A 21,075-nucleotide genomic window follows, 5' to 3' on the forward strand; every position below is an offset into this window, starting at 1 on the left:
GCTAAAAACTGTAGAGCGCCTTGAGCACAATATCAGCGATTTGTTCATGACCTTCAGAGGTAAGATGAATGCCATCGATATAAAAGTCCTTTCCTGGATTGCGGGAGAGGACTTTTTCAAATTCTCCGTAAAAATCCACATGAAACAGATCGAAGGCGTTTGCAAAGGAAAGCAGCCAATTTCGTAAAGCTAAATAACGGTCTTTTACCAGGTCGAAGTCCGTTAGCTCCGGCCAGCCGGCTCTTGCTGCATCCGGATCAAAAGGGGGAGCCGTGCAGACAACCGGGATCATATTATTGTGGAACGCCTGATGAACCATGGCAAAGTAATTGGCCTGGGGTACTGTTTCCGAAACGCCGGAGATCAGATCGTTGAAACCTCCTGTGATGAACAGGTAGTTGGGCTTTTCATGTACGGCATCGGAACAGAAGCGGGCCAGCATTCCGCCGGTGGTATCACCACTGATGCCCTTATTGATAAAGGTGCTGCAGGGTGTGTTCAAAAGATATACCCAGTTTTCGTCCCGGTTGACGCCGAATCCCTGGGTAAAACTGTCGCCTAAACAAACGGTACGCATAAAAACCTCCTAAAGTAAAATACTTGCATAAACGGGTATGGTGATCAGGCTGACCAGAGTGGACAAGCTGACCAGGTTGGATGCATATTCGCCTTCCACATCATAAAATTGTGCCAGAATGGCCGTCTGAGCGTGGCAGGGAAGGGAAGCGCACAATATAAATACATGAAGCGGCAGACCGCTGATGCCAGCCAAGGTGAAAGCGCCCCAGGCCAGCAGAGGACTGATGATAAACTTACCAACCAGAATCAGCAGCTGATCGATGGTGATCTTAGCCATGCCCTTGGACAAAGAGAGCGCCAGATTGGCCCCGATTACCAGCAGGGAAAGTGGTACGCACAGATCCCCCAGATAGGAGAGGGCCGTTTCAAAAATAACCGGCAGCTTCAGCTCAAATCCGGCCAGCAGGCAGCCGATCATCACGCCAATCAGGCCGGGGCTGAAAATACGCCGAACGGAAAACGCCTTGAGGCTGGTCTGGTCCGAAGCCTGTGAAAGGGTCCAGGCCCCCAGGCTCCAGAAAAGCACAATCGTAACCAAATAAAAGGTGAATAAATAAGGCAGTCCGTCATGTCCAAAGATGATATTGATAATAGTCAGCCCGATAAACATGGAATTGTTGAAGGTAAAGGTAGTGTCAAAGACGGCTTTCTTCTTTTGGGGCAGGTTCATCAGACTCGAAAGCACCCTGCCCAGAAGATGCAAGAACAGCAAGCATGCTGTGATGATCAGCAGGTTGATCACGGATGAAGCCAGCATCTGAGGCGTAAACCGGTTTTCAATGCTGACTACGGCCAGGGCCGGCGCTGCAATTTGAACAACGACCGTCGAAAACACTTGATTGGTATTATCCGGCCACTTCTTTGTCTTTGTAAAATAAAAGCCTACTCCCAGCAAAAGAAATACTACCAGGACGCTTATGATTCCATTTATCAAAACGGTTACCTCTCTTTTTTGGTAAATCCATTATAGCCTTAGTTGGCGCACCAAATCAAGAGCGGGGAGCAAACATTGTACCATTGACAACGAAGGAAAGTCAGGCGTATAATAATAAAAACTTAACAAAATGCTAGGGGAGCTTTGGCTGAGAGGAGCCGCATGGGCGGCCATACCCTCAAGACCTGATCCGGATAATGCCGGCGCAGGCAAGCAATTTATTTCCGAAATCGGAAGAAATTTATTTCCGATTTGGAACAATTCTCAGTTCCCCTCCTGATGAAAAGGAGGATTTTTTATGTCATTACAAACATTTTTTGAGTCTGTTTCAGGCCAAGCAGCGGCGATCGCAATTATCGTTTTATTGTTTGCAGGGATTTTGATTTCCGGCAAAGGGAAAAAACCGGATACCAAAGCGATGGTGGCCTCTGCGCTTTTAGTGGCATTGGCCGTGGTCCTAAAACAGGTAAAGCTGTTTCCCATGCCTCAGGGCGGCGATGTGTCGGCCTTCGGCATGCTGCCGATCGCTCTGTGCGCCTACTTTTTCGGCGTTCGAAGGGGTGTGATGGCTGGGATGTGTGTGGGGCTAGTGGATTTGATTTTCAGCCCCTATGTCATTCACCCTGTGCAGCTATTACTGGATTATCCACTGGCTTTTGGCGCCATCGGCCTTGCCGGTATTCTGCGAAACAAAAAGGGCGGCCTGATCGGAGGATATCTGCTGGGTGTGCTGGGACGTTACATATGCTCCGCGCTTTCAGGCATTATCTTTTTCGGCGCGTATGTGCCGGAGGGGTTCAATGCGGTAACCTGGTCCTGCTGGTATAATTTCGCCTATCTGGGAGCGGAAGCGGCTATCACCGTAGCCTTACTGGCCATACCGCCGTTGAGACGAAGCCTGCAGGGCTTGAAAAAACAGTTCTTGTTAAGCTAATGAAATTTTGGAAGTAAAAAAAGTGTGCATGACGGGAGCATAGCTCCCTATGCACACATGTCGGCCGCAGGGGCCGACGCTTCGCAATGTACTTTCTTTGAAACTCCGTCAATATCGATTGCATCGATATTTCCTGCGTTATAAAAAGGCGGGGCTATCGCGCGGCCCCGCATCTCAGAAAGTGTTTTTATAGTTTTAATAATTTTTTAGCATTGTTGTAAAAGACATCTTCCAGCTGCTTGTCGGAAAGTCCGCTGACAATCGTTCGCTGCATTTCCACGGTAGGATGGTGGAAGGGCGCGTCCAGTCCCCACATAATGCGACTGCTTCCGACTTTTTCATAGCCTTCTTTGATCTTGGTATGCATGGGCATCCCGGAGGTTTCCAGATACAGGTTGGAATACTTTTTCGCCATATCGATGGCCGACTGGACATACATGCCGTTGCCGTGTCCCATATGGATCATGACTATGGGCAGATCGGGATAAAAATCCGCTAGCTGTGCTACGCTCCAGGGCAGGGAATAAGGCGGGTGTCCGGTGTGGATCATAAGGGGAATCTCCAGCTCCATAGCCAGCTCAGCGATGGGAAATACGCATTCGTCGTTGGGCAGATAGCTGTGCATCAGAGGGTGCAGTTTGATCGCTTTAAAGCCATGGCTTGCAACAGCATCCCTGATTTGTCCCAGAGGATCTGTATCGTTTGGATTTACCCAGGCAGCGCCGACAAAGCGGTCGGGATACTTGTCCACCGCGTCCAGGCTTTCTTTGATGGGATATGTACAAATAACGGTTTTTTCCACGTTATATTCATCCATTTGCGCAATCAGCTCTTCCGGTGTGATTCCAACATTCGACCAGCCACCGAAATATCCGATATGGCTGTGGGCATCGATTTTCTTAAAGCTTTTCATACGTTCTAACATGTTTCTGCTCCTTTTCCGTCCGTGGTGTAAATAAAATGCCTTTTGAGGCTGGTTTTCTGCAGCGCTTCTGTGATTACGAAAGCGATGATAATGCCGGAAACCGCCTGGAATGTCAGCCCGGGAACAGCGGCAATGGCAGCAGCTTTCCCAAAGAGCGCGTACCAGAAAATGACGTAACCGATTCCCTGGGTCAATCCGCCGGTCACGGCTGCCACGATCCACAAGCTTCTTCCTTTCAGCCCAAAGACATGGTGCTTGATCATCGCGCCCATCACCAGAGCCATTAAGACTTTACAAATCAGCGTTGGGAGAGCCCAAATCGTGTATCCGCTGACAATATCAGCAATGGCCGCACCCAGCCCGCCCGCTACGGCGCCCCGCTTGCCGCCCAGCATGAGGACGGAAAGGAAGATCATGGAATCTCCGATATGGGCATAACCGAAGGGCCCCGGAAACTTAATAATGAATACGCCGAAGAAGACAATCGCGATGAACAGCGCTATCTCGCACAAATTTTTTACTCGTTCTGTTTGTCTCATTTTTTTCCTCCAAGTTCTTTTCTGTTAACAGCATACTACTGGTCTGTATTTATGAAAAGAGACAAAAATGATAATTTTTATAAGAACAGATTTGAAAAATAAAAGGGAGGATGGCAGGCCTGAAATCTTCAAATATCCGCATTTTTGTTTCGTTTGACAAAATTCGACCTCTGAAAGCTTAAAAAATTGCACTAATTTCGGCAAAAGCCGCGAAACTAGTGCAATCCCAGACAATCGTACAATTCCTTAAATACAGTTTTCAGCTATTCATACAATACAGATGCTGCTAATCTTCAGAAAGTACAATTAATAGAGTTCCAGTTTGTACGGATATACGGACCGTGTCTTCCTGATATTCATTGCTGACCCCCAGGGGGAAGGTTCGGGAGAGCGTATAATCCGTCAAAGGATATTTGGCTCCGGAAATCGTGACGCCTTCACACACATCAGACAAGGCGAACAAAGACACATGCTGCCCCTGTTTTTCCGACAATTCAAGACCCCCGTTTTTCAAGACTGTACAGTAATTCTTCTTATCTTTTATAGCAATGCGTTCCACCTGATCGACAGCACCGGCCATGAGCTGAATGTTGGCGATTGCGTGGTCGAAACGGCCGCCGATGCCGCCGATGATTAGGATGTCCCGGTACCCCAGATCGAGAGCGGCTTGGAGACAAAGACCTGTATCCGTGTCATCCTTTTCTGAGGGGAAAGTGACAATTTCCACTCCAGGTTGAATGCGTTCCGTAAGAGAGTCGAAATCACCCATCAAAAAATCCGGGACAAGACCGGCTTTACTCGCGTGGTTGTAGCCTCCGTCAGCACAGATTATGAATCCCGGCTGCTCATTGCTGAGTAGTTGGCGGAGTTCACCTTCTATATAAGAAGTAATAATGATACATTTTTTCATAATTGAGATACCCTGATTCTTATTTTAAATAATCTGAAAATAACGAACAAATTCATTATAGCACAAAACGAAAAAGCTTTTCCAAAAAATAATTGTAAAAACGCAACAAAAATCCTAAAATAAGACAAACTTTTAGCTATTATCCACTTGAAAAAAGAACGAGATAGGGATATAATCAATAAAGCGATATGCGAATTGAAATGACAAAATTCGAGGTGATAAAAAAGTGGAAGAACAAATTCAAAAAGTTCTAAAAGAAAAAGTTGATCCGGTGCTGGCAGCCCATTATGGCGGGGCAAAGCTCACCGGATTTGAGAATAATATCGCAAAAGTGAGACTGACGGGGGCATGCGCTTCCTGTCCATCCGCTCAATACACGATTGAAGATGTGGTAAAAAGTATTGTGATGGAAAATTGCGAGGGAGTCGAAGATGTGATTCTTGACACATCTGTCAGTGAAGACTTGATCGACATGGCGAAAAAACTTTTGCGGAAATAATTGGCATGTTAACAAATGCATTTCGGTTGGTATAAGAATTGCATAAGTTATAAACGGTTAATGCTGGGGGACATGCTGGAATTGTCCTGCATGGAACCTAAGAATAAAAAAGGAGTGATTTTATTATGCTTATGACAGGAGAACAGTACATTGAAAGCTTAAGAAAGCTGAAGACCAGAGTTTACATGTTTGGTGAAGAGATCGAAAATTGGGTGGATCATCCAATCATCCGGCCTTCCATCAACTGTGTAGCAGTGACTTATGATCTGGCTCAGGATCCGCAGTATGCTGACCTGATGACTGCTAAGTCCAGCCTCACTGGCGAAACGATCAACAGATTCGCACATCTTCACCAGAGCGCAGATGACCTGAGAAAAAAGGTTAAGATGCAGAGACTGCTCGGACAGAAGACTGCTTCCTGTTTCCAGAGATGCGTAGGTATGGACGCTTTCAATGCTGTATTCTCAACAACATTTGAAACAGATAAAAAATATGGTACAAACTACCACGAAAACTTCAAAAACTTCCTGATCGAGGTTCAGAAGAACGACTGGATCGTAGACGGAGCCATGACTGACCCGAAGGGCGACAGAGGACTTCCGCCTCACAAGCAGAAGGATGCTGACCTGTTCGTACATATCGTTGAAAGAAGAGATGACGGTATCGTAGTAAGCGGAGCTAAGACTCACCAGACTGGTTCCATCAACTCTCACTGGCATATCATCATGCCTACACAGGCTATGAAAGAAGAGGACAAAGACTTCGCAGTATCCTTCGCATGTCCGTCCGATGCTGAAGGCATGTACATGATCTACGGAAGACAGTCCTGCGACACCAGAAAATTAGAAGAAGGCGCTGATGTAGACCTGGGTAACGCAAAATACGGCGGACAGGAAGCATTAGTAGTATTCGACAACGTATTCATTCCGAATAAGTACATCTTCCAGGCTGGCGAATATGACTTCGCGGGTATGATGGTAGAACGGTTCGCCGGATACCACAGACAGTCTTACGGCGGATGTAAAGTCGGCGTAGGCGATGTTGTAATCGGCGCTGCTGCTCTGGCTGCTGAATACAATGGAGCTCAGAAAGCTTCTCACGTTAAAGATAAGCTGATTGAAATGACTCACCTGAACGAAACTCTGTACTGCTGCGGTATCGCTTGCTCCGCAGAAGGTTATGCAACAGAAGCTGGCAACTATCAGATCGACCTGCTGCTGGCAAACGTATGTAAGCAGAACGTAACCAGATTCCCTTACGAGATCGTAAGACTGGCTGAAGATATTGCCGGCGGCCTGATGGTAACAATGCCATCCGAAGCTGACTTCAAGTCCGACCTGAAGGTAGGAAGAAACGGCGAAACAATCGGCGAAATCTGCAACAAGTTCTTTGCTGCATCACCTGCATGCACAACTGAAGAAAGAATGAGAGTATTAAGATTCTTAGAAAACATCTGCTTAGGAGCTGCTGCTGTTGGATACAGAACAGAATCCATGCACGGCGCAGGATCCCCGCAGGCTCAGAGAATCATGATTTCCCGTCAGGGCAACATTGAAGGTAAGAAAGAATTAGCAAAAGCTATTGCCGGAATTAAATAACCTGCGGTAGTAACAAAAATGATAATAGGCCGCTGTGGGCATCATACCGTAGCGGCTTATTTTTTAACGATATCGGGCAGGAAAAATTTGACGCCTGCGCGTTTCCGGACGGCCGGGCTGCCCAGTAATGCAGCGCGTGCGGATGGAAGCGGCGGCGCATAAAATAATTGACGACAAAAGGAGTTATGGCAAATGAAGTGCGGAGTAAGGTTTTGCGGTGGGTGTAACCCAAGATATGACCGGGGCAAAGCTCTTGAAGAAATAAAAGAACAGCTGAAAGATATTGATTTCGTTCATGCTGCGGAGGGTGAACTGCACGATTTGCTGCTGGTCATCGGCGGATGCACCAACTGCTGTGCGTCTTTTGATCAGTTCAAGACAAAATTAGGTGTCCTGAAAATGTGGGATAAGACCCATATTGAACGGATCTGCGATGAAATCGAAAAAAAAAATTAGAATTAGAAAAAAGTTAATGTTTAAACGGAGGATGCAAAACTATGGACTGGAAAGAAATTTATGAAAGCAGAAAATGCTCTGCTGATGAGGCGATGAAACTGATTCAGTCAGGCGACCGTGTTCTGTTTGCTCATGCTGTTGCCGAACCTCAGATTTTGGTAGACGCAATGGTTGCGAACAAGCACCTTTATAAGGATATCACGGTATCTCACATGGTTACACTGGGCAAGGGCGAATATTCCCTGCCGGAAAACCACGACGTATTCACATTCGAAGGCTGGTTTACAAGCCCGAGCACGAGAAAATCCATTTCTCAGGGTCATGGTGAATTCGTTCCGGTATTCTTCCATGAAGTGCCGAAATACATAAGACAGGACATTTTCCATGAAGATGTACTGCTGGTTTCCGTATCAAAACCGGACGAACACGGATTCTGCTGCGTAGGCGTTTCTTCCGACTACACGATGCAGGCGATCAAATCCTGCAGAACAGTTTTAGCAGAAGTAAACGATCAGGTTCCGGTTGTATTCGGCGATACATTCGTACATGTAAGCGAAATCGATGCGTTTGTTGAAAATTCACATCCGCTCTTCGAAAGCAAGCCGGCGAAAATTGGACCGGTTGAAGAAGCGATCGGCAAGAACTGCGCATCCCTCATTGAGGATGGAGCAACTCTGCAGCTGGGTATCGGAGCCATTCCGGATGCCGTACTTTCTCAGCTGGGCGAAAAGAAACACCTGGGTATCCACTCAGAAATGATCGCTGACGGCGTTGTTGACCTCTATGAAAAGGGCGCAATCGACTGCAGTGAAAAGGGGATCGACGAAGGTAAAATGGTCGTAACTTTCCTCATGGGAACCAAGAAGCTGTACGACTTCTGCGATAAAAATCCGATGGTCGAAATGAGACCGGTAGACTATGTAAACCATCCTGAAACTGTGGCTAAGTTAAAGAACCTGGTATGTATCAATGCTTGCGTGCAGGTAGACTTTATGGGACAGATCGTTTCCGAGTGTATCGGTACCAACCAGATTTCCGGCGTCGGCGGCCAGGTTGACTTTGTACGCGGTGCAGCCATGACTCATGATGGAAAAGGTAAAGCGATCATTGCAATGCCTTCCGTAACTAATAAGAAAGACGGCAGCAAGATCTCCAAGATTGTTCCATTCATCGATCACGGCGCTGCAGTTACAACTTCAAGATGCGATGCAGACTACATCATCACCGAATACGGTATTGCTGAGATGAAGGGCAGAACGCTGAAAGACAGAGCAAGACAGCTGATTAACATCGCTCACCCTGATTTCAGAGAGGAACTGAAAGAACAGTTCAAAGAAAGATTTAAGGATGAATTCTAAACATGCGAAAGCATGGTTAATGGTTTAAAGTTAATTGTTAAAAGAAAAGAGAGGTAACATTATGCAAGCTTTAAGAGTAGTACCTGCAATTCATTATTTTGACACGTTTAAGGAATTCAACGATGAATTCAAATTAGGCAAAGGCGACCTGCTGGTTACAAACCAGTGGATGTATGACCCGTATGTAAAACCGCTGGGAATCGATATGCCGGTTATTTTCCAGGAAAAATACGGAAAAGGCGAACCGTCCGATGAAATGATGGACGCTATGAAAAAGGATATGGACCAGTATGAATATGACAGAATCATCGCATTTGGCGGCGGTACAATCGTAGATATCTGTAAAGTCCTGGCTCTGGATATCCCGACAAAAGCTCTCGATCTGTACACCGGCGATGTCGCTCCTAAGAGAATGAAGGAACTGATCGTTGTTCCGACAACCTGCGGAACTGGTTCCGAAGTAACCAACGTTGCTATTGCGGAACTGAAAGCTTTACATACGAAGAAAGGTATCGCAGTAGAGGAAACATATGCTCATACTGCAGTTCTGATTCCGGAATCTCTCCAGGGACTTCCTGACTATGTATTCGCAACAAGCTCGGTTGACGCTCTGATTCACGCCATCGAATCTTATCTGTCACCGAAAGCTTCTCCGTTTACAGAAATGTATTCCCTGAAGGCGATCCAAATGATCATGGATGGTTATAAAGCGATCGTTGCTGCCGGCGGAAATACAGCTGAAAACAGAAAGCCTTTCCTGAAAGACTTTTTACTGGCATCCAACTATGCTGGAATCGCTTTTGGTAATGCCGGATGCGCTGCCGTACACGCACTGTCCTATTCCATCGGAGCTGCTTTCCACGTTCCTCACGGTGAAGCGAACTTCCAGTTCTTCACAGAAGTATTCAAGATGTACATGAGAAAGGATCCGAACGGCAAGATTGCAAAAGCGAACCAAATCTTTGCTGATGCTCTTGGATGCGGACTGGACGTTGTTTACGAAGAATTGGATAAATTCCTCGGTAAATTCCTGGATAAGAAACCGCTTAAGGAATATGGCATGACAGAAGCTCAGATCGATGAGTTCACTAAGTCAACAGTTGATAACCAGCAGAGACTTTTAGGAAACAACTATGTATTCCTGACAGACGATGAAATCAAAGAAATCTTTGCGAACCTGTACTAAGAAAAAGCACAAGTTTAGAATCGTATTATAAAAACCGCGGCGCCGGCATGATCACATGCTGGTGCCGCGGTTTTTTCGTGGAATTGCTTTAAAGCAGGCCCAGCTCCCGGGCCTTCAAAATCGCATCCATAGCGTTGTTGACGCCCAACTTTTTATAGGCTGCCGAAATGTGAGTCTTTACAGTGGGAAGCTTAAGACCGGTCAACTGACAGATTTCACTATTGCGATGCCCTTCCGCCAGCAGTTCGATCATGCGCTGCTGCTGAGCGGACAATTTAATGGGCTTGCTGTTAATCGCAAGGTGGAAGGTGATGCCCTTTTGCTGTTTGGACATTTCGTGGGCCGCCAGCAAAATTTCGTGCACATAGGTCCGCCGAAGCTCTCCGTTATAATCATTTCGATTGATTTTTGTCCAAAGCCTTTTCAGCACCGGAAGGATGGAAGCGCCTTCATCCGCAGCAGTAAGAATAAAGCCAAAGGGCTGGAGCACCAAAAGGGCCTCTTCCAATTCTTCCTCCGCTTCCCTTTTCTTTCCCACGGCCCAAAAGAGCGATGCCAGCAGAACGCAGGCTTCGGCCAGATCCAGGGGCCGACGGACATTTTTTCCAAAGTCCTTCAGTAAAGATAAATAATGAAGTGCGTTTTCCGTGTCCTCCAAAACCACATAGGCCCTCGCAGTGGTAAAATGCTGGAAAGAACGGAACAACTCAATATGATCGGTCTCGATTACATAATAATTTTCCAGCCAGGCGGAAGCGGCTGATTTATTTCCCTCGTATAGCTTGAGCCGAGTCCGATACGCTTCCAGATTGGGGATGAAAAACTGGGCGGAGGTACGGGTGATTTCCGTGAGCCGGTCCAACACCCGGCGAGCCTGTATATACCTGCGCTGCCGCCATAAGATACTGTGCTGGAGGATCAGCATGCAGATCAGCCCCTCATCTTTATTTTCTTCGCCAAAGGCAGTCAGCGCTTGTTCATTTTCAGTCAGCGCCTCTTTTAACCGGCCTTTTTCAAAAGTAAAACAAGCGGTAATTCCATATTTAATATAATTCCACTCAGCCCCCAGAAGCACGGCAAAGGTTTTATCCAGCTTTTCCATACTGTCCGGATCCAGAGCCAAGTCCGAATAGTCCAGATTGCTCCGATGCATGTAAGGCATATTGTGGCTGAAGGAAGCGATGTTGGTGGCCAGACCGCCTTCTGTGAATTTTTTTACATAGCGGCCGAACCGCTTGAATTGGCGGATTTTGGTCAGCATGCCGGTGCGGTGATCGACGCTGTAGGCCAAAATCGCATATTCCACAAATTTGGAATCTCCCAGGGCGATCCGGGGAAGAGCTTTATAGACCGCGTCCATATGCTCCTCAAATTCCCGATGATGACTGGTGAGGTAGTAATACCAAGCGCTCAGTATATGCAGCGCCGGCACCTGTTTAAATGCCGCTTGGGGAAAATCCTTGACAAAGAAGGTTCGAAGAAAATCCGCGTAATCAGCAATAATCCCCTTATTATTTTCAAAAAGAAATAAATAAAGATAGGTATCGATGCCATTATAGTCGCCGCTGTCCAGCCAAAAACGCAAGGCGCGGGAATAATCCTTCTTGTCACGATAATATTCAGCGGCCTTTTTATACAGGCTGCTGGTTTTGCGGCCGCTTTTGGACAGCTGCTCCCGAAGGAAGTCCAGAAACAGATGGTGGTAACGGTATGTATCGCCGTGGAGACGGCTGAGGAACGAATTTGTCCTGCTGAGCTGCTCCATGATATAGTCTGCGTCGCTGCGCCCGGATAGGATAGAAGCCAGCTCAATGTCAAATTCATCTGCAATGGAGGTAGTGAGACAAAACTCCTGCAGCGGCTCCTCCCATTTATCCCATACTTGCGCCTTAAAATACTGATCAAAGATATAACCGCTTTTGGGGCTGATTTCTCCGCTTTTTGCCATAGCGTTGACGCCCATGGCCCAGCCCTCCGTAGCCTGATAAGCAAAGCGGGATTCCTCGGGAGTCAAAAAACGTCCCAGACTGCCGAAATATTCACGGATCTCGTCTTCAGAAAACCGCAGATGATCCGGCGTAATGATCTGCACACCTCGGTCATGGATCAAAGGTTCCAACTCTTCGGGCAGTTCATGGCGTGAGAGTATCAGCACGGCAAAAGAGCGGGGGAGCCTGCGGATCACAGAGGGCAGGGATTTACGAATCTCGCCGCTTGTAATCATGTGCATATCATCAAGAACCAGAGCATAAAAGCCTTCTTCCGGCACCATTTCCGCCAGCAGCTGCACCATGTGCTCCACAGGGGAGGCGGAAAAGGCAGGATCCGTTAAGACTTGTTTCATGGCCTGATTTTCCGGCTGTATGGAAAAAATACCGGTGGCCATCTGCTTGTAAAAAACAGAGGGTGCGTTATCGTAAGAATCAAGGCCGATCCAAACCGGCTTTCTCTTGCTCTCCCCCAGCCAGAGCAGGGTGGATACGGTTTTTCCGCTGCCGGCGGGAGCGCTGACATAGACCACGGACTTCTCAGCCGCATGGTGGAAGGCGGAACGCAGGTTAAGGCGGGGCGCGTAAACTTCTGGCAAAATATTGGGAGCAAATTTATCGCTGAGAAAATTCAATTCGGACATGTTTCTGTCTCCTTAATGCAAGATTCTGGGGTCAAAGGAACTGGTAGCTCTAGTATACGACAAAAGACGGGCTTCGACAATGTTTGCATTAAAAAACTCATACTGTTATATTTTTAACGAAAAATTTGCAAAGAAAACCTCATACTGGACGATTTTAATTAGAGGCAGAATCCATTAAAATTTATCTAAAGATATTTTGGAAACGCGAAAGAAGGATATTATGAAAAAGAAAAGAAGCTTTGCAGCAGCAATCATTATGCTCCTGCTGGCATTTACCTTGGTGCCAACTGCGGTGTGGGCCGCTTGGAGCTATCAGTACTATCAACCAGATATCGAGGCGATCGATACGCTTTCTGACAGCCGTGGTTTAAAGGCGTCAAAAAGTGATGCGTGCGAGCCGATGGATGATTGGCCGTTTGTTCTTGAGTGGGACCACTACAACGGCAATCGGTCCATAAAAATTTTAAAGTTAGAAAACAAAGACCTCTATGGAGAGCTCAAGGATCTTCTTTCATCTTTACCAAGCCTTGCAAACCTGGATCTGTCCGGAAATAGCCTCTCCGGGGAGATCACACTGGCGAACCCGGAGCTGGCAACTCTCGACCTGTCGGATAATCAGTTTACGCGCGCTGACCTGAGCAGCCTTGGCAAGCTATCGTCATTGAATCTTTCCGGTAACCCCCTGCAGGAAGTAAGGTTGCCCGGAAATAGGATCATAAGAACGGCCAGTGAACCGCACAGCGGCGGTACCGTATCGCATCTGGAACAATTGTCACTCCATGGCGCGATGTCTCTGGAAGCAAAACCGGCGTCCGGTTACGGATTTGTAAAATGGAAGTACGCCATTGATGCGGAGCCGTCCGTAGCCGCGTCTTTGAAGATCGATCCAACAACTAATCCGATTTCTTTTACCCTGCCGGAAAACACAGCGATTGAAATGACGGCAGTTTTTGCGCCGCTGCATTCCATTACTGTAACCACTGAAGGAAACGGTACGGCAGCGCCATCGGGATTGACTGAGGTGACCGAGGGAAAGGATGCTGCTTTCACCTTCACACCTGCGAAAGGCTGGAAGATCAAATCAGTAAAGGCGGACGGAAAAGAACTGGGGGCCTTGCAGGGTTATACCTTTTATAATGTGATTCAAGATCACGTTCTCCACGTGGTCTTTGAGAAAAAACAGGTTCAGTCCGCCGCGCAGACAGATAAGGGCTCTGATAAATCTGATCCCCCGGATCAAAGCGACAGTCCGGCCACGGGAGATGCTTTTCCTATTTATTTTTGGCTGGCGCTTGCTCTCCTGTCCGCTGCGGCCATGACTGGAATACTGGTTATGAGGAAAGCCGGGAGGTGATCAGATTGAATATTAGCGAAAAAGGATTCAACTATGCCATACGCACTGCGGAAGTGGTTCGCTATTTAAAGGATAGCGAAAAAAATTTTCCTCTCTGCGAACGGCTTCTGGCCTGCGGCCTTGAGACAGGAATGAACTGCCAGGAGCTGTCCAAAGGGGAAACGGCAGAAGACATCCTCCGCAAGCTGGCACTCTATAAGATCAAAGAAGCCGATTACATCATTGAGATGGCGGTATACGGGGGCTATCTGACTGAGCTGCAGAGTGTTCATATCCGAGAAGACGGAGAAGAATTAATCAAATTGCTGAATGCGACTGTTTAAGCAGTGCAAAACAAGGAATGTGATGTGGGAAAGGAGGCAGATATGAAAAAGAAAAAACGAATCTGCATGTTAGTGCTGACAGCCGTATTGGCCGTATCCGGCGCAAGCTGCGGCAGCCAGGCGGATTTAAGCGATACATCCAAGGAAGCCAGCGCAACCACCAAAGAAGCCAACGGTCAGGTATATGCGGCCCTGGACTTTAAGGATCAGCAAGAAAAGGAATTCGCGGAAAAGGGACTCATCGCGGCTCCCGAGAATCTGGAGCTGAAAGATGAAACCGGCAAAGTGATCTGGAGCCAGAAAGCCTATAATTTTGTGGAAAACAAAGAGGCGCCGGACACTGTGAACCCCAGCCTTTGGCGAAACACCCAGAACAACCATCTCTACGGTTTGTTCAAAGTGACGGATGGTATCTACCAGGTCCGCGGCTACGATATGACCAATATCACGTTTATCGAAGGCAAGACCGGCTGGATCGTCTTCGATCCTCTCATGAGCACCGAATGTTCCAAAGCAGCTATGCAGCTGGTTGACAAAGAGCTGGGCAGGAAATCCGTTAAGGGAATTGTCATGAGCCACCCTCATGTGGACCATTACGGCGGCATCAAAGGCATTGTTTCTGCGGAGGAAGTGAAGAGAGACAAAATTCCGATCATCGTGCCCCAGGGCTTCGAAGAGCACGCAGTCAGTGAGAACGTCTACGCGGGCAATGCCATGGGGCGCAGGGCCGGCTATCAGTATGGGACCATCCTTGACAAAGGACCGAAAGGCTCCATGGCCATGGGCATCGGATTAGGCCAGTCCACGGGAACCGTTTCCTATATCTCCCCGAGCGATGAAATCAAAAAGACCGGCGAAACTCGGACTGTCGACGGCGTTGTCATGGAATTTCAGATGACCCCTGGCACCGAAGCGCCGGCGGAAATGAACACCTGGTTCGCTGATAAAAAAGCCCTGTGGATGGCAGAAAACTGCACCGGCACTCTGCATAACCTCTATACCTTAAGAGGCGCGCAGGTGCGGGACGGCAACGCCTGGGCAGAATATATCATGGAAGCCCTCAGCAGATACGGAAAAGAGGCGGAGGTAGTATTCCAGTCCCACAATTGGCCTCACTGGGGAAATAAAGTCATAGGCCAGTACATGGAAAACACGGCGGCTATGTACAAATTTATTAATGATCAGACCTTGACGTACATCAACCAGGGCTACAATTCCGACGAGATCGCCCACATGATCAAGCTGCCGGAAAACCTGGAAAAGAACTGGTACACCCGCCAGTATTACGGAACTGTCGCGCACAACGCAAGAGCAGTCTATCAGCGTTACATGGGCTGGTACGACGCCAATCCGGTGAACCTGAACAAACTGCCGGTCAGCGAAAGCGCCAAGAAATATGTGGAATACATGGGCGATACCGGCGAGATCCTGAAAAAAGCCCAAAAGGATTTTGACAAAGGTGAGTACCAATGGGTAGCGGAAATTACCAACGTGCTGGTCTTTGCGGATCCGGAAAACAAGGAGGCCCGTTACCTGTGCGCTGACGCATTGGAGCAGCTGGCCTATCAAGCCGAGTCCGGTACCTGGCGCAACGCCTACCTATCGGGAGCCAAAGAGCTGCGGCAGGGTACCACCAGCGACAATAACCTGAAAGCAACCGGCAGCGCGGATTTGAAAAAATCCATGACCCCGGAAATGATGCTGGACTATATGGGCATCCTGCTGGATTCCAACGCGGCCCAGGATCTGAATCTGACCATCAACCTGGACTTTACTGATGAAAGCAAATACCTGCTCACCGTCAAATCCGGCGTAGTGCTCTATCAAAAAAACACCAGCTCAAAGAACGCAGACGCCACACTGACCATGCCGAAAGCGGGCATGGCCGCTATCCTTGGAAAAGATGAAGCGGCGCAGAAAAAAGCCATTAAAATCACAGGCGATCAGGACGTAATCAAAAAGCTGACCGAGCATATGGTGGAATTCGAGTATTTCTTTAACATTGTAGAGCCATAGGGAGGAAACAGTCATGAAGAAAAAACTTGTATGTCTGGGGCTGGCGCTGATATTAGGCGCAGCGCTTACGGCCTGCGGGAAAACGGACGATGCTTCAATGGACGGCAAAGAAGCGCTTGACGCCGTAAAGAGCTTGCAGGAAAACTTGCGTACAATCAGCAGCGCACAAATCCATGCCAAGATCGAAAGCACGATGAAATCTGGTGACGCTTCAAAAACTACGACGGCAAAAACCGAAGTAAAAGCCGAACTGGCCGCGAACCAGAACAAAGGGACGGATATGAAAATCAGTCAGAAAGAAACCATAGATGGGGTGGAACGCCAATCTACCATCTACATAAAAGGAAAGCAAGCTTACCTTGATACCGGGACTGAAAAAATCCGCGCTGCCGCAGACCAAATTCCCGTCACTGCAGCTGCTCTGGGTCAATATCTATTGGATGGAATCAATGAAGAAAGCCTAAAAAACCTGGACAAAAAGGAAGAAAAAGATGGGTATGTCTATCAGCTGACGGTAGACGACGGCCAATTTATGGAATACCTGGGAAAAATCGCGGTTCCATCCGGAGCTGCGGCCTCGGATACGGCAGCAGATATAGAAAAGCTAGAGCTTCGGATTACTGCGGATCAAGGAAACATACCGAAAACAGTACAGATGGATTGTGTCTACAGCATGGATCCTGACAGCAAAGGAGAGAAACCGCTCCGGGAGAGTTATCAGGCGCAGATAGAGTATCGCAGCATTAATTCGGGTTTGACAATCGATTTTCCCGATTTCAGCCGTTATAAAGCGATAAACACAGAAAAGTAAGGGGTGAGCGAAGTGATAAGAAAAAGAATAGGGATTTTTGTTATATGCTTTGCCTTAGTGACAAGTTATTTGCTGGGCGGCGCTTTTGTAAAGAAAAATGAAGCCCACGCTGAGGTTGTTGCGGATTGGGCCATAGGAAAAGTGTTAGATGCAACACTAAACGTAGTCAATGGAGTATTTTTAAAGCTGATGGGCGAGGCGATCGACAATACGGAAAACGAAACACTGAAAAACATTGAACAGTTTGTAGTAGATGCGGACAATCTGTTCCTTGCAGGCGAAGCTGACCACTCCTCCGAACAAATATTGGAGGAGCTGAACGCCATAAGCAACCAAATCGACACCATGGACCAATCGATTCAAGGTGCTCTCAATCAAATGTTCCAATATGATGTAAAAGGCCAGGTGGAGCAGCTGCACAAAGGGATCAATGGAATTTATATGGAATTATCGCGAACAGAAGACCTGTATACCGCCTACCTGCAGGCTGCTTCGGATTACTCGCAGGCGGTTTTAGACCAAAGCGAGGGGAAAGCAAATGATGACAAAGTGGAAGATGCAAAAATAGATTTTAATAACAGCAGAAAAAACCTGGAAAAGGCGTTCCGGCAATTGGATTTCAAGAAAAAACTGGATGGGATAGCCTCCTATTGCTGTGTCCTTTATCCAAGCTATGAAGCAAATGCAGCCTCCAGAAGATCCGCAAACACCAAACTGTCCCAAACCTATCCGGGACAATTATGGACCTTACTGAATATAAGCGTACCTTTTGACCATCAAAAGTATGAAGCAATGACAGCTGCAGCCAACGACTGCGCGCAGGTATTCGAGTTAGCATTACGGATGAATCGGGTTTACTTTGACTATTATAGCGCCAAGTACGAGAATGACCCTGACAAGAAAAGTACCCTGAAAAACATGTCAAAGCAATATGAGCAGATGGCCAATGGTACGATCAACGCGATCAATGATTTAACCAGGCAGTTTACCGGATACCAGGAAATGGATTCAAAATACAAAAGTTATGTGGATTTGAAAATGAATATCCCCGCCCTGATGCGGCCATACGATGTTCAGACGGCAAAAGACCTGAATTACGCAGAGAAAGATACGCATAAAACATATTATCGGCCTGCCGGCTGGCTGCCTCTGCAAAGTAAAGAAATCTATACAGCTTGGTCTGCGAATACGAGACCGCAAATGAATTTTTATAGGATCGCCATAGATGGAACGCCATACTTATTTTTAAAAGACCCGGGAGTCAGCGGCGAAGGCGTAGTCTATAGAGAGGAAAAAAAAGTAGATTCTGGTTGGTCTTATTGGTATTATTACGGACAGGATTATTTCAATCTACTGCGGACGAGTGATGGGTTTTACTCGATGCCGGGAACCTATGCCGATGTGGCGGCGATCACAAAGAGCGATGCCTATAATGCCGTGAGCGGGAACCTTCTTGACTATCTGAGAAAAAACGGCGGGCTTTCCGGTCTCCCGTCCAATGCTGAATATGTGATGACAAGGGATGGAAGAGGGTATATGCTGCCTCGCCTAACTTTGAAGGCCAATAACTATACAGAAATGGCATACTGGTGCAGTACGACCTTAAACAAAGACAATCCGTCCAAAGCCCAGGCCAAAGTGGATCTTGAAGATGTCAACTATAATAGAAGCAAACTCATTGCAATGCTGGCAGGCGACAAAAATAAGAAAGAACAATCCTCCGTCTCCGTGAGCCTTTCCGACCAGCGGGGGAGCCTGACGGTAACAGATGAAGAAGGAAATTCCATCAGCGGCAAAGTACAAGCAGGAAGGATGCTGACGCTGAAACTAAAAGTAGAAGAGGGCGCTAAGCTCCGCAGTCTCAAATGGGTTTCTAAGGATTACAAGACAAAGGTGGATATCGCAACCGGCGATAGTCTTGAACTGATGAAGGCCGATAAGGATGGATTTTATACCTTCACCTATCCCATGTCCTATCAGGACTGCACCTTCCAGGCTGACTTTACCAATGCGGAAGAAGAAGGCGAAGGAACAGAGGAGAATCCATATCTCATTTCATCTGCGCAGGATTATGTGGATTATGCGACAAAAGCAAAGGAAGATGATACATATAACAAAGCCAATTACAAGCTTACTGCTGATATTGACTTTTGGAAGGAAAAAGCTAGTAAGAATGCAGTATTAGGACAAAACAAAGAAGGGTTCAACGGAACCTTTGACGGCGGCGGCCATACGATAACCGGGATGGATTGGTGGGGCGCGTTTGATACTATCGGCAAAGATGGGGTTGTCCGTAACCTGCTGATTACGACGGGCGACCAAAGATTCCTTGGTTTCATGTCCCTTATAGCAAGAGAAAACAATGGGTTGATAACAGGCTGTGGAATCCTGGGCGATAAGACTAGGCCTGTGACCAATTCGTATGATGGTGTAATTGGGGCAATTGCACAATCAAATGGCAAGGCAGGAACAATAGAAAACTGCTATAATTCCCTTTCCATAACTGCCAATGGCAAATACTCGAGGCTTGGAGCGATAGCCGGCGATAATGCCGGAATCATTCGCAACTGCTACAATACAGGAGATTTATCAAGCGATAGCAGTTTCAGCTATAATCGTAAGGCCAGCACTGTATTTAACTGCTATGATGCCGGAATCGTCAGAGGCTCAGTATTCAGCGGTGAACAGGGCGCTGACATCCGGGATGTATTCTACCAGACAGGAAAGGATGTGTATTCATCTCAGGGGATCGGCCTGACCGAGGAACAGATGAAAGGCAATGATCTTCTTGCGGCTCTCAACAAAAACGTCACCAAGACCGAAGACCTGTGCCGGTGGATCATCAAAGAAGGGACCAATAGCGGCTATCCGATCCTGGGAACCGTACCGGACCGCTATGCTCTTTCCACCGACATCAAAGGCAAGGGCAGCCTGATCGTGGCCGATGAAGAGGATAAAGAAATCCACAAAGCCGTCAGCGGCCAGGCCGTGAAAGTGACGGCCACCCCGGAGGGCGGCAGGCAGGTAGATAATCTGAAGCTGTACGATGAAAAAGGGAAAACCATCAAGAAGCTGGAAGTAAAAGCGGACGAAAAAGGAATTGTCAAAACCAGCTTTGCCATGCCGGAGCAGAATGCGACCGTGCATGTAAAATTTGCCAAACAGGAAACACCTGAAGCAGGGCGCAAAGAAACCGGCGGTAAAGAGGAAACCGGGCAGAAAGACAGCGCTGTCCAAAAGAAAGGCAGCGGCCCGATCTACGATAAGGCGGTCCTGACTGACAAAGACACCGGTATCACAGTTACCGGCGATGAGGTCGATACCAGGGCGGTCCTTAAAGTAGAGGCGTACGATGAAACCGACCCGCGGCATGAGCAAATTGAGGACGCTGCTTCCGATGATGTACTGGCATCCTATGATGTGTCCCTAACCCTGGTCGATGAGCAGGGAAAAGAGATCAAAGCGGACACACCAAAATTCAAAGGAACCCTGGATGTAGCCTTTCCTATTCGGGAGTCTGATCGGGAGAAAGATCTGAAAGTCCTCCATGGAAGCGAGGACGGCCTCAAATTTGAGGACGGGGGGCTAAAAGACGACGGCCTTTACCATGTATCCGTTACTCATCTGTCGCCTTTCGCGGTAGTGGAACACCAAGAAGACCTGAAGGCTGACCTGAGCGCAGGGGAAACCCTTGACCCGGGCAGCGGCGGCAGCGCCCGGATTTGGATCGTCATCGCCTGCATTGCGGCGGTTGCCATCACTGCATCCATCATTTTAATCGTTAGAAAACGCAGGAAAGAGAAAGGGACATCACAATGAACAAAGAGAGGCAGACTATGAAAGCGATCGCCCTGACATTGTGCCTGTGCCTGCTCCTGGGGGTCTTTGCCTTTGGAAATCCACAGGCAGCCTATGGGTGGACGCCGTCGGAGCAAGCGCAAGAGCGATGCTACGGTAAACTCATCGTGGGACCAGAATAAGAAGTATGACCAGTCCTTCTATAATGAAATCATGAAAATCC

The 21,075-nt window shown here is 47.7% G+C and carries 18 protein-coding genes and 1 riboswitch; of the genes, 12 read left to right on the plus strand and 6 right to left on the minus strand.

The genetic code is table 11. From position 1 onward, the window contains the following. Position 1 precedes the first annotated feature (1 nt). Together NIA71_RS02605 and NIA71_RS02610 are read right to left on the minus strand one after the other, a co-directional pair. The gene (locus NIA71_RS02605; protein ID WP_148394947.1) at positions 2 to 577 is read right to left on the minus strand and encodes a GDSL-type esterase/lipase family protein; all 576 of its coding nucleotides are present in this window, start codon (positions 575 to 577) and stop codon (positions 2 to 4) included. Between the two features lie 9 nt (positions 578 to 586). Continuing rightward, complete coding sequence (locus NIA71_RS02610; protein WP_253019627.1) at positions 587 to 1,513, minus strand: AEC family transporter; 927 nt, start codon at positions 1,511 to 1,513, stop codon at positions 587 to 589. Positions 1,514 to 1,638: 125 nt separating this feature from the next. After that, positions 1,639 to 1,742: riboswitch (TPP riboswitch) on the plus strand. 69 nt (positions 1,743 to 1,811) lie between these two features. Here NIA71_RS02610 and thiT point away from each other — a divergent pair. Further along, a complete protein-coding gene (gene thiT / locus NIA71_RS02615; protein ID WP_148394951.1) occupies positions 1,812 to 2,447 on the plus strand; it encodes an energy-coupled thiamine transporter ThiT in 636 nt (211 codons plus the stop codon). A gap of 187 nt (positions 2,448 to 2,634) precedes the next feature. On the opposite strand, the gene NIA71_RS02620 is transcribed toward thiT, so the two are convergent. From NIA71_RS02620 to NIA71_RS02630, 3 genes are all read right to left on the minus strand, one after another. After that, entirely contained in the window at positions 2,635 to 3,372 is a 738-nt protein-coding gene (locus NIA71_RS02620) for an amidohydrolase family protein (RefSeq protein ID WP_253019628.1), read from the minus strand. Beyond that, positions 3,366 to 3,911: an ECF transporter S component gene (locus tag NIA71_RS02625; RefSeq protein WP_227755238.1), complete on the minus strand. Its 546-nt coding sequence runs from the start codon at positions 3,909 to 3,911 to the stop codon at positions 3,366 to 3,368. The genes NIA71_RS02620 and NIA71_RS02625 overlap by 7 nt, the downstream gene beginning before the upstream one ends. A 286-nt stretch (positions 3,912 to 4,197) precedes the next feature. Beyond that, positions 4,198 to 4,821: a thiamine diphosphokinase gene (locus tag NIA71_RS02630; RefSeq protein WP_227755237.1), complete on the minus strand. Its 624-nt coding sequence runs from the start codon at positions 4,819 to 4,821 to the stop codon at positions 4,198 to 4,200. Between the two features lie 226 nt (positions 4,822 to 5,047). On the opposite strand from NIA71_RS02630, the gene NIA71_RS02635 reads away from it, so the two are divergent. From NIA71_RS02635 to NIA71_RS02655, 5 genes are all read left to right on the plus strand, one after another. Next, positions 5,048 to 5,320 carry a NifU family protein gene (locus NIA71_RS02635; RefSeq protein ID WP_227755236.1) on the plus strand — a complete coding sequence of 91 codons (273 nt, stop codon included), beginning with the start codon at positions 5,048 to 5,050 and terminating at the stop codon, positions 5,318 to 5,320. Between the two features lie 125 nt (positions 5,321 to 5,445). Next, the gene (locus NIA71_RS02640) at positions 5,446 to 6,918 is read left to right on the plus strand and encodes a 4-hydroxyphenylacetate 3-hydroxylase family protein (RefSeq protein ID WP_227755235.1); all 1,473 of its coding nucleotides are present in this window, start codon (positions 5,446 to 5,448) and stop codon (positions 6,916 to 6,918) included. 192 nt (positions 6,919 to 7,110) lie between these two features. Then, positions 7,111 to 7,374: a hypothetical protein gene (locus NIA71_RS02645; RefSeq protein ID WP_148394961.1), complete on the plus strand. Its 264-nt coding sequence runs from the start codon at positions 7,111 to 7,113 to the stop codon at positions 7,372 to 7,374. Positions 7,375 to 7,415: 41 nt separating this feature from the next. After that, the gene (locus NIA71_RS02650) at positions 7,416 to 8,732 is read left to right on the plus strand and encodes an acetyl-CoA hydrolase/transferase family protein (protein WP_148394963.1); all 1,317 of its coding nucleotides are present in this window, start codon (positions 7,416 to 7,418) and stop codon (positions 8,730 to 8,732) included. A 61-nt stretch (positions 8,733 to 8,793) separates the two neighbouring features. After that, entirely contained in the window at positions 8,794 to 9,918 is a 1,125-nt protein-coding gene (locus NIA71_RS02655; RefSeq protein WP_148394965.1) for a 4-hydroxybutyrate dehydrogenase, read from the plus strand. An 88-nt stretch (positions 9,919 to 10,006) separates the two neighbouring features. On the opposite strand, the gene NIA71_RS02660 is transcribed toward NIA71_RS02655, so the two are convergent. After that, the gene (locus NIA71_RS02660; RefSeq protein ID WP_253019629.1) at positions 10,007 to 12,550 is read right to left on the minus strand and encodes a LuxR C-terminal-related transcriptional regulator; all 2,544 of its coding nucleotides are present in this window, start codon (positions 12,548 to 12,550) and stop codon (positions 10,007 to 10,009) included. A gap of 220 nt (positions 12,551 to 12,770) precedes the next feature. Between NIA71_RS02660 and NIA71_RS02665 the strand changes: the two genes are divergently transcribed. From NIA71_RS02665 to NIA71_RS02690, 6 genes are read left to right on the plus strand one after another with little or no spacing between them, the layout of a single operon-like run. Beyond that, entirely contained in the window at positions 12,771 to 13,904 is a 1,134-nt protein-coding gene (locus NIA71_RS02665; protein WP_253019630.1) for an InlB B-repeat-containing protein, read from the plus strand. A gap of 5 nt (positions 13,905 to 13,909) precedes the next feature. After that, positions 13,910 to 14,227 (plus strand): four helix bundle protein, encoded by a 318-nt coding sequence (locus NIA71_RS02670; protein WP_253019631.1) that lies wholly within the window; start codon positions 13,910 to 13,912, stop codon positions 14,225 to 14,227. Between the two features lie 42 nt (positions 14,228 to 14,269). Beyond that, positions 14,270 to 16,243: an alkyl/aryl-sulfatase gene (locus NIA71_RS02675; RefSeq protein WP_253019632.1), complete on the plus strand. Its 1,974-nt coding sequence runs from the start codon at positions 14,270 to 14,272 to the stop codon at positions 16,241 to 16,243. A gap of 13 nt (positions 16,244 to 16,256) precedes the next feature. Continuing rightward, positions 16,257 to 17,054 (plus strand): hypothetical protein, encoded by a 798-nt coding sequence (locus NIA71_RS02680; RefSeq protein WP_253019633.1) that lies wholly within the window; start codon positions 16,257 to 16,259, stop codon positions 17,052 to 17,054. A gap of 12 nt (positions 17,055 to 17,066) precedes the next feature. Further along, positions 17,067 to 20,873: a hypothetical protein gene (locus NIA71_RS02685; protein ID WP_253019634.1), complete on the plus strand. Its 3,807-nt coding sequence runs from the start codon at positions 17,067 to 17,069 to the stop codon at positions 20,871 to 20,873. Continuing rightward, positions 20,870 to 21,034, plus strand: coding sequence for a hypothetical protein (locus NIA71_RS02690; RefSeq protein ID WP_253019635.1), 165 nt, complete (start codon positions 20,870 to 20,872; stop codon positions 21,032 to 21,034). Before NIA71_RS02685 ends, NIA71_RS02690 begins: the two co-directional genes overlap by 4 nt. Positions 21,035 to 21,075 lie beyond the last annotated feature (41 nt).

Source organism: Ihubacter massiliensis (assembly GCF_024125305.1).
Taxonomy (GTDB): Bacteria; Bacillota; Clostridia; order Peptostreptococcales; family Anaerovoracaceae; genus Hominibacterium; species Hominibacterium faecale.